The organism is Methylovulum sp. (assembly GCF_028687615.1).
Classification (GTDB): Bacteria; Pseudomonadota; Gammaproteobacteria; order Methylococcales; family Methylomonadaceae; genus Methylovulum.
Map to the genome: position 1 here is coordinate 17,182 of NZ_JAQTZU010000004.1, position 17,764 is coordinate 34,945.

Below are 17,764 nucleotides of genomic sequence, written 5' to 3' on the forward strand. Positions count from 1 at the left end.
AATCACCTTCTACCTTCTATCATCTTCCGTCATTAACCGTGCCGCGAGCTGATGATCAGAAAACGTTGACAAGGCTTCGCCTATTGTCCGGCATTGGCCTCCTTGCGCTTCATAATCCTCAGAAAAGTCATGGATAAACTCCATGACGGTATGATCAATCAAATAACCTGCTGTAAAATCAAAAATAATCGACCTGCCTTTTTCAAGCTTGGCGAGCGCCTGTTTTAATGGCAGGAAGTTGGAAAAAAGCGCGGAACCCAACAGTTTGACCACCAGCGTACCGTTAGTTTTTTGCTCAATCGTAAAATGGATTTTGAACAAATTGCTAAACCACACGCCGCGTAGCAAATTAATCGCCAGCTTTACAATTATGCCCAGAACGACACCGCTGAGTAAATCTAACGCCAATATCCCGATAATAGTGATGATAAACATCAACAGTTGTTCTTTGCCAATATCCCTGACCCTGGCGAAAACTTTGGGCGAGGTTAATTTATAACCGGTATAAACTAGGATAGTCGCCAGTGAAGCTAAGGGGATATTTTGTATCAAGCGGGTAAACAGCACGACAAACAGCAATAACAACAAGCCATGAAAGAAGTTAGCCCATGCCGTTTTCGCGCCATTGTTGATGTTCGCTGAGCTACGGACGATTTCGGCAATCATCGGCAAACCGCCAATTAAACCGCAAACCAGATTACCTATACCGACGGCGGTTAAATCGCGGTCAAGATCAGAAGAACGTTTATCCGGGTCAAGTTTGTCAACTGCCGCCGCACTCAACAAGCTTTCTAGGCTGCCGACCAAGCTGATGCCCAGTACCGCTTCCCAAAAAGCGACGGTGCTTATCTTGGCAAAATCGGGGAAACAGAAACTGCTCAAAAAATCATCAGGAATAGCCACCAAATAGCCCATCCCTTTTGAAGTTGCTTGCTTATCAAGGCCGAAATGCCAGGCAAAAAGCATCCCCACCAGCACGACAATCACAGGTGCAGGAATTTTGGTGTTGATTAAAGGCCAAAGTATCAGTATTTCCAATCCTAAAAAACTAATCAGCATGGTCTGTCCATTCATGTTCAATAGGCTATGCGGGATTTGCGCGACCATTGAAAGCAAGCCGCCGGAGTCCGGCGTAACACCTAGCATGACATGGGTTTGGGTGACCATGATGATCAAGCCAATGGCTGCCAACATGCCGTGGATGACCGAAGCGGGGAAAAAGGCGCTCAAGCGTCCCAGCTTAAAAACGCCCATCAAAATCTGCAACAGACTGGCGACCACTATCGCCGCCAAGGTATACCGATAACCCGCCAGCGCGTCGCCTTCCCCCAATGCCTGCACCGCCGCCAACACCACGACTATCAATCCGGCGGCCGGGCCGTTGATGGTCAAATGGGAACCGCTGATCCGCGAAACCAACACACCGCCGATAACCGCCGTGATAATGCCCGCCGACGGCGGAAAGCCAGACGCCACCGATATGCCTAAACACAAAGGCAAAGCGATTAAAAAAACCAGAAAACCTGATTGCAAATCATCACGCCAATGCGCTTTCAACTCAGCCAGGCCAGTTTTAGATAGAATACCTTTGTCCATCATTAATCCTCATGTTTATCGGCTTTGCGCCGATCTTTTATCATTTTATGCGCGTTTTTGAGGGGACAATTTACCCTCTGACCTAAGCTGTGCTTGAACCCAAATCATATCGGCTAACTTCCCCTTTTTTTAAACCAACCCGCTTAACTTTGTTCGCTATTGATTGTTTCATAGATGCTTGCTCAAAAAGCTGGGCGATGCGTTCAATAGGCAATGCAAGCATTTATGAAACACAGTATAAACGGGATGGATAAAATCGGGCCTATGATTTAATTCAAGCACACGTTCATTGGCTTAAATATTGCCCAATAAAAAAGCCCCGGTAGATAACCGTTATCTACCGGGGCTTTTTGCAGGCATCCGTCATCTCACCAACAACTCCGGCCCAAACCAATCCACAATGACATGCCGATAATGCTCGGCTTTTGCGGTTTGCAGATGTTCAAGCGGGTTGAGATTATCGGTGAGCAAGACGCCATTGCGCTTGTCCACCGGAAACAGCCGTTCTTTCAACCACGCGGATTGGCTGCCCAGCAAGGTTTTTGCATCCAAATCTATCGATTGTTTTTGGGTCGCCAAAAAAATGAAATCGTTGAAATCACGTCCGGGTTCGGAGATGAACACGGATTGTTGTGGAAACACTTCGGCTATGGTTTTAGATACGGCGGCCAAGGCATTGGCGTGTCCACCTTGGGCGAAGGCGACAAAATTCACGGCGAGTATGCCTTGTTCGGACAGCAAGCCGCGTAATTGCGCGAGGGTTTCCACGGTCAACAAGTGCGATGGTTCCGAACCGCCCGTGAAGCAATCGTGGATAATCAGGTCGTAAGGGCCGGACAAATGGCGGATTTCATACCGCGCATCGCCGACGATGGCTTTGCCGGTGGGCTGGTAGCCAAAATAATCGACGGCGGCATCGGCAACGGCGGGGTCGATTTCCAAGGTGTCGGTGACGATGTGGTAGCGCTCATGCAGGACTTTTGCCATGTGCCCCGCCCCCAAACCGATGATCAGGGCACGGTGCATTTTTTGCGGGGCCAAGGCGGGAATCAGGCCGACAATATCCTGATAACTCAAGCGGCTTTGTCCGTTGCTGAGGCTGGACGCGCCGATGGTTGACGCATCCGAAGTCAACAAACGCAAGTCGCGGGCTTTTTGGTCGATGACCCGCACCCAACCGTACAGACTTTCGCGTTCGGATTGGACCTGGAACTGGTTGCCGCCTGTATAACCATGCCCTGCACCGATAATTGCTGGCAACAAGGTCAAGCCGATAATGGCAAGGACGATGCTGGGCAGGATGGCGACGGAAACTTTACGTTTTTTCTGTTCATAAACCGCAATGGCGACCGCCAGCACCAGCAATAAAATCCCCGTACCGATCAAGATTTGCCGCGAACCCAACAAAGGGAACAAGAAAAATCCCAGCATCAAAGTGCCAACCACGCTGCCGACGGTGCTGACGGCATAAATTGAACCCGCGCTATTGCCGACCCCTGCCAATTGTGACGTTGCGAGTTTTATCGCAAAAGGCCCGACCATGCCAAGCAAGGTCAAACTGGGCGAAAACAAAATCAACGCGCTGACAAACGCCCCGCCGCGAAGCCCTAGCGGGTCGGTAGCCAACAGAACCGGTCGGGTCAGCAAGGGGATCAGCAACGTGAAAATAGCCGCCAAGGCGATGATTAGCGATAAACCTGTGCGTTTTGACGTATCCGCCCAACGTCCGCCGATAAAATAACCGATGGCGAGGGCGATCATGGTCACGGAAATCAGCGATGACCAGACGTAAAGGCTGGCCCCATAAAACGGCGCGATCATGCGCGTCCCTAGCAGTTCGATCACCATCACGGACGCGCCGGTGACGAAAACAGTGGCAAAGAGTCCGGTGCGGTGGAACAGTTGGGTGTTATGGGTCATTTTTGTCTGCTATGTGGTAGTTTTTATGGGGATTATCTATGACCAGCGAGTTGGGTTGTTCGTGGGAGGGAACGCGTATCTCCGGGGCATAAAGGCATCCTGCCCGCCAGTTGCGCTCAAGAGACCTTAAGCTCCAAAAACCGAAAACTTGACCGTTCAAAGCATATTTTCTATGCGGCAAACAACGAACCGCCCGCCCTACCCTCGACATCAAACCAATAATGCGGCAAACCCAGCGAATCCAACCACTCCGGGCCTTGGTCTTCCTTGAGCATGGCGATGGTTGACGCACTGCCGGCAATCACGCAAAAATCACTGACCACGCTGACCGCCGCCAAATATTTGACAGGCCAGCCGGTTTTCGGATTGAGGATGTGCCCGTAGCGGACACCGTCAATCAGGATGCAGCGTTCGTAATCCCCGCTACTGGCTAGTGCCCCGTGATGTAATGACACCGTATCGAGCAAGGCATTTTGTTGGCGCGGATGCCGTATGCCGATACGCCAGGGACTGCCGTCTGTACGCGGGCCGATGATTTTTATGTCGCCGCCGAGATTGACAACGCCATGATTTATGCCTTGCGACCGGCACAAGGCGGCGGCACGGTCTACGGCGTATTCTTTGACGATGCCGCCAAAATCAATTTCCATCCCGGCCACGGTAAATTCCAGCAGTGGACTTTGCCAGTGGACTTTGTGCCAACCGATTTTACCAAGCAGGTTTTGTATGGTTTCTTCATCGGGTAGTTTGCCTAGATCAAACCGCCACGCCTGCCGCAAGATACCTGAGGTTATATCAAACAAGCCTTCGCTTTGTTCATGGCAAGCCACTGCGTAATCCAACAATCCCCCTGTTTCGGCATCCACTTCGATACTGCCGCCAAGCGCCGCCACACGGTTGATCGCCGCTAAAAAACTATCGGGACGATAACGCGAATAACGGATTTCCAAGCGTTGTATGTCGGCAATGGCGGCATCAGCGACTTGCTTGGCTTGGGTTTGGGTTTTGGCAAATAGCTGAATATCACAAGGTGTGCCCATAGCCTTGAATTCAGCGCGATAAAATTCCATGCCAGCTAAAACATCACGCTCCAGGTTGCCGACAACGCCCCTTCCCTTTCCAGTTGATAGCCGTTGACATCGTCTTCAATGGGTTGCAGCCATTCCACTCCTAAACTATTGCCTTTTAAATCACCCGAAGGGACAGTGAAATTGAGACCTAAACCTAAATCCCAATAACGCCCGCCGTAATTGCCGCCAAAATCCATAGGCCCAGAACTGAAATTGGCTTTTGATCCCGGATTGACATTATTGACCAGCACATTGTCGACTACACCCGCCACCCGGTTGAATCTGCCGTCAATTTTGCCCTGCACGGTATAAATGCCCCGGACGGAAGCGGATAACCAGTTTGTCAAATGGTAATTTCCCCATGCCGTACCCTGAAACATATCGCCCAAGGCATAGCCGGAATCGTTTTTGCTTTCAAGGCGGTTGGTCGCACTGAATTGCGCCCCCCATGACCAATCATCCAACATACCTGTGTACGTCAAGCTGGGTTTAAAATCCCATGTGCCACTGCCAAGCTGCATACCGTAATGCAGCAAACCTTTATCATCACCGTGCATGGCTCTGAGTTTGATGTCAACATCCCCGGTAGGCGCACTTAAACCCAAGGTGGCATGGACATGATGATTACCTGTGTCAAACAATTTAAACAGCGCGTACATGCCGGTGTCGCCGACCCCGCCAGTGCGATGCCCGCCGTGCAAATGGTCTTGGAAAGCATTGTAGGAGACACCTTCCAATAAACGTAAATCCATGTCCATGTCCATAAACTGCGGCATGAGCATCAGGTTCAGCCAGTCGGTAGGGGCGTACATGATGTCCAGCATGTGCATACTCATATCCATATAGGTCGGCGTAACCCGGCAGTGTTTGGTGAAAGCCTGCAAACAACCGTTGTTCCTGATGGTTTGATCCGTAACGGCCTGGATGCCGTGTAGCGTATCCCCTGCCTGACGGCTGTACATATATCGGTAACCGAGCATGACATCGTTGGCTTGATCAAGCATGTGCCCAAACATAACACCCGCCGGGCCGTGGCTGCCGTGGTGCTTGCCATGATGGGCATGGCTATGGCCGGATTGGCTACCGCCCGTGTTTAAAGCGGCAAGATTGACGTTTAAGGCGGCATTCGCCAGGTAATAATCAAAATCGCTATAACTGCCTTCGCCACCACCGCCCATTTTTAAAGCACCGGCATGGGTATAGTATTCAAAGCCCGCCTCAATACTGACTGCTTTGGATAATTTTTTGTTGATGGTCACGCCGCCGCTTAAGGCACCAAACGCCGACAGACGTTGGTCACTGGAGAAATTGGCGGGCAATGTGCCGGGGTCGGCGAGGGCTTTGGCATAAGTCTGCTTGGAAATTAAATAAGGGTGATAAAAATCAGCGGCATCTTGGGAGTAATAACGGATTTTTGGTGTTATCGTCCAGCTTGGGCCGACAGCTTGCACCCAATCCGCTTCAAAGGTGTGGGCGTTGATACCCCAATCATCGTGAAAAAAGCGATAATCAAGATGTAATGCCGCATCGGCAAAAGCAATGTGCTGGATAAAACGGCTGCCTACCGTCAATTGGTTGCGCTCGTTAGGACGCTGCTCCAGAAATGCCCTGACATCACCGACAATGGAATTAGGATGATCTGGGTCCGTACCTAATGTTGCCGGATCGGCAAAGACAATAGTCATCACTTTGTAAGGATTTTCCAAATAACCGGTGCTGCGTGTGTAAGCAACACTGGTTTGGACTAAAGCACTCTTATTCAACACTTGCGTCAAGCCCAAACTGGTCGCCCAATCTTGGCGGTTGCCGTGCAATATCTGCATAGTGCCACTTTTTTCAATCTGTTGGGCAAATGCCTTTTTAGTGATGTAGGTTTCAGCATCATGATCCAGGATCGCCGAGTTATCGCTATTGGTATAACTCAAGCCCATATCCAAGGTCGTGCGTTTTTGGTTAAAATCCAAGCGACCGCTTAAATTACCAAAACGTGATTCATAATCATGTTCCACAGATAGGCCGCCGCCTATTTTGATGGCGGCTTCATCCCATTCATAACCCAAAGTGAAATCACCTTGTTTGCGTGTTTCAGGCGAAGCCATCGATAAAACATGCACAGGTTGTGCAGTTCTAAACAATTTTTTTCCTGGTACGGTTTTATCGTAAATGAGGATCGGGACAAACTTTTGGGTCAAGAACATCCGGGCGTTATTGATATAAGGCGACGCCCCCGTGATAATTGTTTCATTGTTTGCCGTATTCGCCTTAATCGCACGGTTGCCATTGGCTGCCAATGGTGCCGTGGTAATCGGCGTCGCCCCCGACCAAGTGTCCTGGATGTAATTAAAAGCAAATTTGATACGGTCAGACAAGCTGACACGCGCTTTCCCCACCACGCTTTCAACTTCGATGGGATTTTTGTTGTTCAGTACGTTGTATAAATTACGCTTGCCTTCTTCATAATGGCTGTATTGGAAATTGACTTCGTCATCTTCAGCCGCACCCGCCGCAGGCAAAATCAGTCCAGGTAAGGCCAAAGCCGCAAGCGTCAGGGCTTGAAGCGCAGGATTGGATTTAATAACAGCCACAACCGCCTCCACTGGCAGAACTGCTGGCAGACTCCGCTTCACGGCTACTGTGCGTATGTTCGCTCAAAGTATCTTGCATGGGGGTAGGCGCAGTCGCCATAGAGGGTTTGGCAAGTATCCCGCGTTGCCAAGGTGATACGGGGACGCAGGCTGACAGGGTAATGGCCGACACTATCAAGGCCACTAAGGTTGGGCGTGGTTTTGTACTCATTGTTGCGATTCCCTGTTAGGGTCCGGCCAGTAACTTGTCAACCAAACTTTTTAATTCTTCTGCTTCCCCACTTTTAAAGCCCAGATGCACATGACGCACCACGCCTTTTTGATCGATCAGGTAAGAAGAAGGCATTGCTTGTACAGCAAACTTTTCGGCACATTGCCCGTTAGCATCAGCGACAATAGTAAAACCAACCGGATATTTGGCAAGAAAATTCTGGGCATCTTCGGCGTTTTCATCCATATTCACCCCAATGACTTGCAAACCACGACCTTTAAGCCCGCTATTTAAGCTGTCCAAAAAGGGGAAAGACTTGGCGCAAGGGCCGCACCAGGAAGCCCAAAAATCAATATACAAGACTTTGCCTTGAAATTGTTTAAGCGATTGCGGTTCGGCATCGGGGAAAGATTTGAGCTGGCAATCAGGGGCTGTATCCCCAGGCTCTACGGCATGTGCCATTGGTATAAAAGAGACCACCAAGGCAAGAAATAGTAAAGAGAGGCTGCGTCTATTCATTTGCTGTTATTTTTTTTATAAATGAAACACTTAGCCGAGAATACGCAAAAAGGCATTATCCTCGGCCAGAATTATTGGATTATTGGTTTTGCACGATTTTGACGGCGATACCTGTAAGTTTGCCTACGCTGCTATAGCAATTCACATTCATTTTGTAGTTTTCAACACCAACGGCCGTTTTATTGACCCTGACATCGTAGACACCATTGCCGCTATTGATAGATTTAACATATTTTTTAGTAATGGGATTGTAGATCATGCCAGTAGGTATCGCTGTCGGACTAGGGGCATTAGTGGCGTCCCCATCGACAGCGTCTGTGGTGTTTGCCCCAAATACGCCTTTGACAGCTTGCACACTTATGAGAGGGGCGGCAACGGGCAATAAATCCAGCACATTGACTTTCAGATTATAGGTATCGCCGTTGGCATTTTTAGAGCAAGTCACCCGGTAATAATCGGTTGTTCCTCTACCAGCCCCAAGAGCACCCGTTACAGAATTTGCCATTGTCGTATGGGCGTGGGTTACTAGCCCCGTCAACAGGATTGTTGCCAACGTATTTTTTAAGGTTGTTGTGTTCATAAATTCCTCGACTATTTAATTGGCATTACTGGTTAATGGTTTGGACTATATCTGTACCGGTATGCCCGCCATCGCTTGCTTCGCAATGGTATTGCAAAGAGTAATTTACTGCTCCAACCGCAGTTTTATCGACTGCCAGATAAAAAAAGCCATTGCCGCCTTTATAAATGATAGTCGGGCTAAAAGTGGCGTTGCCATTTGCCGCATCGGTGGTATTGGTTGCCGTCGCAGGCAAGGTGGTGCCGGTATTATCATCCCTGATGACTTGGATACTGAGTTTTGGGATCGTGGTTGAATTATTTCTGACCGCAACATAAATGCGGTTAGTATCTCCAGACCCATCGCCAAAGTTGTAACAATGTACTTGATAGTAATCCATCGCGGTACTTGCCGCGCCTAAAGAACCGGTCAAATCATGGGCGAAGGCAAGGGTTGTTTGCCCTAAAGCCGTTAGCGCCAACAACGTGATCAAAACAGGATGTTTCTTCATTTTTTTCATAAAAGTCCTCATAATTTAATTATTAGCGGCAAAGCTGTTCATAGTAGCGTGTTTTTAAGCCGATTGACGCAGATTATTCATCCTTAAATGTGACCATCAATTGTGCTTGTCCACAACCAACATCTCATTGGGTTTTCAGGGCCTCTAATTTGGACGCTGCATATAATCTTACCGTTTCATCGCCATCAACTAGTGCCTGTTGCAACAAATCAGGATGATGACCGGCACTATCGACCACCATCAAGCGGACTGAAACGTCCTCATCTTGTAATGCGGATGCCAATCCGTCCGTAGCATCTGCGTCGTCATATTTAGACAAAGCGAACACCGCTTGCGCCCTGACCTCGGCAGAGGAATCTGATAAAGCCGACACCAAGGTTTTCCTAACTAACGGATCTTTATCGGGTGTTTGCACCGCCAGTGCGCCAATTGCATCTGCGCGGCTTCCAGGGTCATTAACTTGGGCCATCGCAAGCAATTTCCCCGTATCATTATTATTGGAAGCTTGCATTAAAAGCTTCTTATCCGCCTTATTTTTTAATGTCCCCTGTTTGCCGTCTTTAGCTGCCCCAAACACCCATATCTCTTCCAACACAGCAGGCTGTGCAGTAGCAGTTGCCTGTGCATAACGGAAAACCATATCAGCCTGTTTATCCAGCAGGCATTCAAGGAGTTGTTTTATATTTGATCCAGCACAAGCCACTGATACCGGCGCATCCGGCAAACCAGAAAAATGTATTATGACGCCGGTGTTTTTTGCTAGGGTATCAAGTACCTGTGCTAACGTTTTTTTTGACGCTTCAAGCTTAATCTGTTGGTCAGCATTGCTATAAGCGGTCAAGCGGATAGCTTCATCGTCCGCCCTTATTGCCAACGACACTAGCAAACCTACGCATATCACCAAAACTTTGCTTATCAACACACCCAGTTACCGAGTTTACATAAATGAAAAACCACGAATCCGAAAATTCGTGGTCAAAAGCATAAAACAAGTTATTTATAGTGGCATAGAGGTTGATAACATAAGAATAATTATCTAGCTGATACCAATTATTCCACAGCCATAATCAAATAACACACCAGAAGGCCAAAGCGAGGTTTAGTGTTACGTTATGATCTCTATCTTCTTGAAGGCCAATAGTGTTGTGGCGCACCGGCTGGTGCACGGCCACGCGGAATTGGCAAGTTGGCATCAATATCTGCATCCGCAGGCTCGATAGCCAAGTTATAACCGTCACCGCAAGCAGGATCAAGTGGATTAGCTACCAAATCACGGCTAATGGTCATTGTAGGCCAGTAGAACAAACCCTTATCCATATCGGCTTGGCTATAAGGCATGACTTGCGGATCATTGAATTTAGTTGTCATGTGACCAATCCAGACATCCATCCGGGCAGGATTAGTATCGTTGGCCTTGCCACTTAGACACCAGTTGGCGGCAGCTACACGCACTTTCAGGCTTTTTGCACAAGAAGTTGATGATTTTATAAAAGCAACTGGGCCAACATTGAACGGGCCATAGACAGAAGTACTGGTCACTGATTCCCACATGGGCGCAGACGCATAAGGTATTGGGCCATTATGACTGAAAAAGCCTCTATTTAAAGGCGTGGCATGTTGACCAACCAACGTGTTTTTATCTATCACGGGAACAAAATTAGGGAAGATATTAGGTTGCACCAAACCCAAACCCAAGTTAATAAAACCTTTGCCTGGTACGACACCGGCAATATCTCCTGATAAATCAGGCAATTCCCCTATTTTAAGCCCAGTTGTCGGATCCAACTTAGTGACTACCGCCATCGCAGGATCTGCGGCATTTGGAAACAGCACCGAAGATGCAATGACATCCAAGTGCTTGCCTGAAGTATCTTCATTACCGCTACAGCCATGAGTAATATTGAGTGCATTAAAAGACAGTTGGTTTTCCACAACGGCATTTCTGATACCCGTGTGCGCCAGTACGTTTTGGGCGGCAACCGAAACCAATATTGCGCCTGAAATCAGTGCCAGTTTTTTCGCCAGTGTTTGTTTTTTCATCAAGTCCTCCTGTGGACATTATTAGTTTTAAAAGCAAATCAAGAAAATGATTAGAACCTGCCCTAGATTTACATTAACTAAAGAGAGCAGTATGTATGCCACTTTCTTATATAAAGATTTCAAACTAATATGAATAGCAACACATTGAATTATATATTTTAAAAATTTTATTCAAGAAAAAATAACTTATAAAAAGCAGGGGATTACCATCTTTTTGGAACCCATTCCCTTCCTTAAAATTAACGGAGAAATGCCTGAAACCGCCGCTTTAAAAGAAAAACGTGTGAAATGCCGCAGATTTATTTTTTTGGCTTTAATTAAGCCTATGTTTTTATTAAATATAATAGAAACAGCGTCAAATGACACAATTAAATACGTTAAATAACATAGTTTAATTATATTTATAACGACGTGTTGGTATCCAGCTTCCATCTAACAACCGTGTTCCATTGCCCGGTTCGCCCAACTGACAACGCCATTACCGTTAAGCCAAAACAAAAAAGGCCGGAAACACAAATTCTCTTTGTATTTCCGGCCCTTGAGCTGACTAAATGGCTACCTACCTGCCATAGCCCATCATTGTAATGATAAATTAACTGATTTTACCGTGGCAATGTTTGAACTTTTTCCCGGAGCCACAGGGACAAGCATCGTTCCTGCCGACATTTTTAGTGTCAACGCCAGCAAGCAACGGTGCGTTGGCCTCTTCCTCATCGTCCACCGCCAATTGCGCCGCGTCATCAGCATCGAATAATGGCACTTGTGCATGCTGGAACTGCATGGCCCTTGGCGTTTGCATTTGTTCGTCCAACACTTGGGCGTCATGGTCTTGCCTGAGCTGGATTTTGAACAAGATGGTGACGACTTCGTGCTTAATATGTTCCAGCAGGTTATTGAACATTTCAAACGCTTCACGCTTGTATTCCTGTTTCGGGTCTTTTTGTGCATACCCCCGGAAATGGATGCCTTGGCGCAGATAATCCATCGCGGCGAGATGCTCTTTCCAATTGCTGTCCAACACTTGCAACATGATTGTTTTTTCAATATGTTGCATGATTTCCAAACCGATATGCTGTTCCTTGTCTTTATGGTTTTGTTCGAGTATTTCGACAATACGCTGACGTAATGAAGGCTCTTGCAAAGAATGGTCTTCATCCAACATTTGGCGGATCGGAATCTGCACAGTAAATTCTTGGTGGATATGGGACTCTAATTCCTCTATCGCCCATTGTTCAGCCATCGTTTTAGGCGGGATATATTCCGTGATGGCGTGGTTGACGACGTCTTCCCGTATCGCCGTGATAATCCCGGAAATTTCCGCCGCCGCCATGACTTCATTACGCTGGGCATAAATCACTTTACGCTGGTCATTGGCGACATCGTCATAAGCAAGGATTTCTTTACGGATGTCAAAATTGCGGCCTTCGACTTTGCGTTGGGCGTTTTCAATGGAGCGCGTCACCCAAGGATGCTCAATCGCCTCGCCGTTGCCCATACCCAGTTTTTGCATCAAACCGGCGACGCGCTCAGAAGCAAATATCCGCATCAAGTCATCTTGCAAAGACAAGTAAAAACGGGTGGAACCCGGATCACCTTGGCGACCGGAACGACCGCGCAACTGGTTGTCGATACGGCGTGATTCGTGCCGCTCCGAGCCAATGACATGCAATCCACCGCTGGCGATGACTTGGTTATGGCGATCCAACCAGCCCCCGCGTGTTTTGTCCTTTTCTGCATCGCTGGCCTCAGTGCCTAGAAGTTTCAGTTCAGCTTCAAGATTGCCACCCAGCACGATGTCGGTTCCGCGTCCCGCCATGTTGGTGGCAATGGTCACGGCGAAAGGCTGGCCGGCCTGTTCAATGATGTGCGCCTCGCGTTCATGCTGTTTGGCGTTCAACACTTCATGCTTGATGCCCATCGTATTCAAGAGCAGCGACACCCGTTCGGAATTTTCAATCGACGTGGTTCCAACCAACACCGGCTGCCCGCGACTGACGCATTCTTTAATGTCTTCAGCCACGGCTTGGTATTTTTCATCGGCGGTCAGGAAGATCACATCACCCAGATCGCGGCGTATCATCGGTCTATGGGTAGGGATAACCACCACTTCCAAACCATAAATTTTGTTCAGCTCGAACGCTTCGGTATCGGCGGTTCCGGTCATGCCCGACAGTTTTTCGTACAGACGGAAGTAATTTTGGAAGGTGATGGAAGCCAGCGTTTGGTTTTCGTTTTGGATGGTGACGTGCTCTTTCGCCTCTATCGCCTGATGCAGGCCTTCTGACCAACGCCGTCCGGGCATCACGCGTCCGGTAAATTCGTCAACAATGACCACTTCGTCATTGGCGACAATGTAATCCACGTCTTTCTTGAACAAGATGTGGCCCCGCATGGAGGCGTTCAGATAGTGCATCAAACGGATGTTGGTCGCATCATACAAGCTGGTGCCTTCCGCCATCAGGCCGTGTTCGACCATAAGCTGTTCGATACGCTCATGGCCTTGTTCGGTCAGATGGATTTGGCGGGTTTTTTCATCGACCGTGTAATCGCCATGCGGGCTGTCTTTTTCCTGGACGGTCAACAGCGGGACAATGTCATTGGCCTTGATGTAAATCTCGGTGCTGTCTTCAGTGGGTCCGGAAATAATCAGCGGTGTCCGTGCTTCGTCAATCAGGATGGAGTCCACTTCATCGACGATGGCAAAATACAAATCCCGCTGGACTTTTTGCTCCAAGCTGAACGCCATATTGTCACGCAGATAATCGAAGCCGAATTCGTTGTTAGTGCCGTAAGTGATGTCAGAAGCGTAGGCTTGGCGTCTTGACGGGGCATCCATCTGGCTCAGGATCACACCCGTGGACAAGCCCAAATAGCCATAGAGCATGCCCATGTTTTCGGCATCGCGTTTAGCCAAATAGTCATTGACGGTGACGACATGCACGCCACGGGCTGGTAATGCGTTCAGATACGCCGCCAAGGTCGCCATCAGCGTTTTGCCTTCGCCGGTTTTCATTTCGGCAATCTTACCGTCGTTCAACACCATGCCACCGATCAATTGCACATCGAAATGGCGTAGGCCGAACACGCGTGTGGACGCTTCGCGCACGGCTGCAAAGGCTTCAGGAATGAGAGTGTCCAGACGTTCTCCCTGAGCCAGACGGTCACGAAAAAACTGGGTTTTAGCTTTTAATTCATCCTCAGATAGTTTTTCATATTCCAAAGCTAAAGCATTGATCTTTTTGACCAGCTTTCTCTTTTTATTTATCAGCCTATCGTTACGGCTCCCTACAACAAGTTTAACTAGCTTACCGAGCATGTCTTTTTCCGGTGTGAAAGTGGTAAATGATTTAATCAAAGCTTCCGATTATATACCGTCTAGCTTATTAGTTACAGAGAAAACGCCCGATTGTTATATTCATCAGACGCTTGTGAACGGCTGGAAATTAACCGATAACTTGATATTTGTTGGTCATTGCCTTGGTCATTGCTGATGCAGCCAAGGCCCTTCTGCATTGATAAGCCACTGAAAATGTGAAATTAGCATATAATTGAACGCGTAGAATTGGTTTTTGACACCTACGGTCAAGGACGCTGGCCGGCACTTTTAGGTGTCCGTAAAACCAACAGGATGGACAATAATAATTAAACATCAGTATCCATGTAGAGAAAGTGCGTCTGGTTTATCCAGCACGTTCTTTACGGCTATTTACTGGCAACCACGACTAGAACGACAGAGGAATAAAATCATGCAACTGTTCACCAAAAAACTTTTAAATTATTTTTTGATCGGTATCCTAGCGATAATCCCCATCGTAGTTATTTTGCAAATCATTATTTTTATTGAGAAATTAGTTTCAGACCTGTTCAGCATCGTCTATGACTATGCGGATAGCTATGTCTATACGGCATTGTTTTTCACTGTCAGTTTTACGATTGTCGTGTCCATCGGCCAGAAAATCGTCAAGAAAGGCCGCCCTTGGGTGATCACCATATTCGACAAAATCATTGAAAGAATTCCATTTTTAAATACGGTGTACCGGGTGGTCGGCAAATTGATCAACATGTTCTCATCACATAACCAAACTATTGCCAAAGAAGTGGTTTATGTTGAATACCCCAGTGCGGGCATTTGGGTGCCGGCTTATGTCACCAACCGGCATGATGACAAGTATGTGTTGTTTATCCCAACCTCGCCCAACCCAACTTCGGGCTTTACCGTTATTGTTGACCAGGCAAAAATCGTTAAATCCGCAATGGATATTGAAGAAGCCACCAGCTTTATTGTCAGTGTTGGCGTCGATTACAATAAAGCTTCAGAAATGGCTGAACTACCTTAAGCTGTCTGTGAATCCTTAAAATCCACTTTACATAAACCCCATAAACCAATGAAATTTAAAATTGCCCTCATATTTTTATTGACCATTTTCAATATGGTCGGCTGTAGCAAAGAAAAACCGGCCGACGTCAATGCTTCTTCCGCCCCCAATGATCAAGCAACCGGTGCTCAAAACCCCCAGCTCGAAGCCCTCAATAGAGCCAAACTGGTGGAACAAGTGCTCCAAGAAGGGGCTGAACAAGAAAAACGACAAATTGATTCGCAAACAAAATAAGCTTCAAAGTCAATGTCGGTTATACCGGCGGTCAAGTTTTCGGTTTCTTCAATTCGTTGTAGGGTACGCTGTGCGTACCTTTTTCATTGATTTTTAATGATAATTTATGAAGGTACGCACAGCGTACCCTACCTAAAAAACCGAAAACTTGACCATTCTGAGAGTATATATTCCGCGTTGATAACATCTTGGCAGTGACCGTAACACACCAAAAACCTCCCGAATCTTACAAGCCAGGATATTTTTTATACAATTTAATGGCTTATGCTGTAATCGACGCAGTATACACCGTCAGTTTTATCCTACCGCCACCGCCCTATTCGCATCCCTAATCCACTCGCTCCAAGACCCGGCATATAAGCTGGAGCCACGCAAACCCGCATGTTCCATAGCCAACAGATTATGGCAAGCAGTGACTCCCGAACCGCAATTGTGTACCACTGCATCCGGTGAGTAGTTGCCTATCAAGTTGCTAAACTGTTGCCGTAACACCGCAGGTGGCAGAAACAATCCATCTTGAGCTAAATTTTGCTGGAACGGGCGGTTTAACGCGCCAGGAATATGCCCGGCGACGGGATCTATCGGCTCTTGTTCACCACGATAACGTTCGGGTGTCCGGGCATCAAGCAAGCAAAGTTTTTTAGTCGCCAAGCCATTTTCCAGCGCACGGGCATCCAAGCAGCCGCTGGTGTTCAGGTACGGCCTGAAAACAACCGGCTTAACTTTGGGCAAGATAGTGGTGATGGGCAAACCCAGTTGTTGCCAGTGTTTGCTGCCGCCATCCAATACCGCCACCTTGTCATGCCCCAACCAACGTAACAACCACCACAAGCGCCCGGCAAACGCGCCGCTGGCATCATCATAAACCACCACTTGGGTATGGTTGGCTATGCCCCATGTCCCTAATTTGTTTGCCAATGCCCGGACATCCGGCAACGGGTGGCGGCCTGTTTGGTCAGTGATTTGCGAGGATAAATCCTGGTTCAAATCGGCATAACGGGCGTTGGGGAGATGTCCGAACCGGTAAGCGCTGTGTCCGGCTTCGGTGTCAGCCAGTGAAAACCGGCAATCGACGACGGTCCAGTCTGGATTCGCCAAATTAGCTTGCAAATCGGCGGCGGAAATTAAAGTGGTGTAGTTCATGGAGAGACCTGTAGGATAATTTTGCCGATGTGCTGGTTGCTTTCCATCAGCGCATGGGCCAGCGCGGCATCGTTAAGGGGAAAAATACGATGGATAACGGGCTTGATTGTGCCGGACTCCAGTAAAGGCCAGACGTTTTTATAGAGTTTTTGGGCGATGGCGGCCTTAAAGGCATCGTCACGGCCCCGTAAGGTGGAACCGGTAAGGGTCAGGCGTTTTTGCATCACGGCCCACAGATTCAGTTCGGATTTGGCGCCCTGCTGCACGGCGATTTGCACCAGCCGCCCATCTGTTGCCAGGCATTTGATATTACGCGGCAAATAATCACCACCGATCATATCGAGGATCACGTCAACGCCACGATGTTGGGTCAATTGCAGGACTGCTTCGACAAAATCCTGTTCACGGTAATTAATCGCCGCCTCTGCGCCTAATTCACGGCAAAAGTGGCATTTTTCTTCAGAACCTGCGCTGATAAAAACTTTGGCGCCAAACGCCCTGGCAAGTTGTATCGCGGTTGTGCCTATGCCACTGCCGCCGCCATGCACCAGTAAAGTTTCGTTGGCATTTAAGCCGGCGCGGTCGAAGATATTGCTCCAGACGGTAAAAAAGGTTTCCGGCAACGCCGCCGCTTCGAGTAATGACAAACTTTCTGGTACTGGCAAACATAAGGCCGCAGAAGCCAAGCAATATTCGGCATAGCCACCACCCGTGACCAAGGCGCACACGGTATCACCGACTCGCCACGGCGTCACCGCATCGCCCACCGCCGCCACGGTTCCAGCAATTTCCAGACCGGGAATATCCGATGCGCCAGGTGGCGGCGGATATAGGCCATTACGCTGCATCACATCAGGGCGGTTTATCCCGGCGGCGGCGACTTTAACCAACACCTGATACGAAGCCGGTTCCGGTATGGCCCGTTCGGAGCTTAGTAAGGCATGGTTTTGTATTTCGATAACACGCATAAATTAATCCGCAATAAAAATGA

General features: G+C 48.3%; 15 protein-coding genes. 2 read left to right on the forward strand and 13 right to left on the reverse strand.

The window, feature by feature from the left end; all coding sequences use genetic code 11:
• Window positions 1–9: 9 nt before the first annotated feature.
• The 11 genes from PHH59_RS03245 to secA all read right to left on the reverse strand — a co-directional run bounded on the left by PHH59_RS03245 (window position 10) and on the right by secA (window position 14,336).
• Complete coding sequence (locus tag PHH59_RS03245) at window positions 10–1,596, reverse strand: SulP family inorganic anion transporter (protein WP_300011147.1); 1,587 nt, start codon at window positions 1,594–1,596, stop codon at window positions 10–12.
• Between the two features lie 363 nt (window positions 1,597–1,959).
• Window positions 1,960–3,516: a fused MFS/spermidine synthase gene (locus PHH59_RS03250; protein WP_300011149.1), complete on the reverse strand. Its 1,557-nt coding sequence runs from the start codon at window positions 3,514–3,516 to the stop codon at window positions 1,960–1,962.
• Between the two features lie 170 nt (window positions 3,517–3,686).
• Window positions 3,687–4,586, reverse strand: coding sequence for an FAD:protein FMN transferase (locus PHH59_RS03255; RefSeq protein WP_300011152.1), 900 nt, complete (start codon window positions 4,584–4,586; stop codon window positions 3,687–3,689).
• Window positions 4,587–4,591: 5 nt separating this feature from the next.
• On the reverse strand, window positions 4,592–7,171 hold the full coding sequence (locus PHH59_RS03260) for a DUF3570 domain-containing protein (protein ID WP_300011154.1): 2,580 nt from the start codon (window positions 7,169–7,171) through the stop codon (window positions 4,592–4,594).
• Window positions 7,158–7,382, reverse strand: a complete 225-nt coding sequence (locus PHH59_RS03265) for a DUF4266 domain-containing protein (RefSeq protein ID WP_300011157.1) — start codon at window positions 7,380–7,382, stop codon at window positions 7,158–7,160. Before PHH59_RS03265 ends, PHH59_RS03260 begins: the two co-directional genes overlap by 14 nt.
• A gap of 15 nt (window positions 7,383–7,397) precedes the next feature.
• Window positions 7,398–7,901, reverse strand: coding sequence for a TlpA disulfide reductase family protein (locus tag PHH59_RS03270; protein WP_300011160.1), 504 nt, complete (start codon window positions 7,899–7,901; stop codon window positions 7,398–7,400).
• A 79-nt stretch (window positions 7,902–7,980) separates the two neighbouring features.
• On the reverse strand, window positions 7,981–8,481 hold the full coding sequence (locus PHH59_RS03275; protein WP_300011163.1) for a hypothetical protein: 501 nt from the start codon (window positions 8,479–8,481) through the stop codon (window positions 7,981–7,983).
• Between the two features lie 25 nt (window positions 8,482–8,506).
• Window positions 8,507–8,980 carry a hypothetical protein gene (locus PHH59_RS03280; protein ID WP_300011166.1) on the reverse strand — a complete coding sequence of 158 codons (474 nt, stop codon included), beginning with the start codon at window positions 8,978–8,980 and terminating at the stop codon, window positions 8,507–8,509.
• A gap of 124 nt (window positions 8,981–9,104) precedes the next feature.
• Window positions 9,105–9,902 carry a HEAT repeat domain-containing protein gene (locus PHH59_RS03285; protein WP_300011169.1) on the reverse strand — a complete coding sequence of 266 codons (798 nt, stop codon included), beginning with the start codon at window positions 9,900–9,902 and terminating at the stop codon, window positions 9,105–9,107.
• A gap of 197 nt (window positions 9,903–10,099) precedes the next feature.
• Window positions 10,100–11,020 (reverse strand): hypothetical protein, encoded by a 921-nt coding sequence (locus PHH59_RS03290; protein WP_300011172.1) that lies wholly within the window; start codon window positions 11,018–11,020, stop codon window positions 10,100–10,102.
• Between the two features lie 592 nt (window positions 11,021–11,612).
• Window positions 11,613–14,336 carry a preprotein translocase subunit SecA gene (secA, locus tag PHH59_RS03295; RefSeq protein ID WP_300011564.1) on the reverse strand — a complete coding sequence of 908 codons (2,724 nt, stop codon included), beginning with the start codon at window positions 14,334–14,336 and terminating at the stop codon, window positions 11,613–11,615.
• Between the two features lie 430 nt (window positions 14,337–14,766).
• On the opposite strand from secA, the gene PHH59_RS03300 reads away from it, so the two are divergent.
• Window positions 14,767–15,357, forward strand: a complete 591-nt coding sequence (locus PHH59_RS03300) for a DUF502 domain-containing protein (RefSeq protein WP_300011175.1) — start codon at window positions 14,767–14,769, stop codon at window positions 15,355–15,357.
• Window positions 15,358–15,405: 48 nt separating this feature from the next.
• Window positions 15,406–15,630 carry a hypothetical protein gene (locus tag PHH59_RS03305; RefSeq protein WP_300011178.1) on the forward strand — a complete coding sequence of 75 codons (225 nt, stop codon included), beginning with the start codon at window positions 15,406–15,408 and terminating at the stop codon, window positions 15,628–15,630.
• Between the two features lie 297 nt (window positions 15,631–15,927).
• Here PHH59_RS03305 and PHH59_RS03310 read toward each other — a convergent pair whose 3' ends face one another.
• The gene (locus PHH59_RS03310; protein WP_300011181.1) at window positions 15,928–16,773 is read right to left on the reverse strand and encodes a sulfurtransferase; all 846 of its coding nucleotides are present in this window, start codon (window positions 16,771–16,773) and stop codon (window positions 15,928–15,930) included.
• Window positions 16,770–17,741: an NAD(P)H-quinone oxidoreductase gene (locus PHH59_RS03315; protein ID WP_300011183.1), complete on the reverse strand. Its 972-nt coding sequence runs from the start codon at window positions 17,739–17,741 to the stop codon at window positions 16,770–16,772. The genes PHH59_RS03310 and PHH59_RS03315 overlap by 4 nt, the downstream gene beginning before the upstream one ends.
• Window positions 17,742–17,764 lie beyond the last annotated feature (23 nt).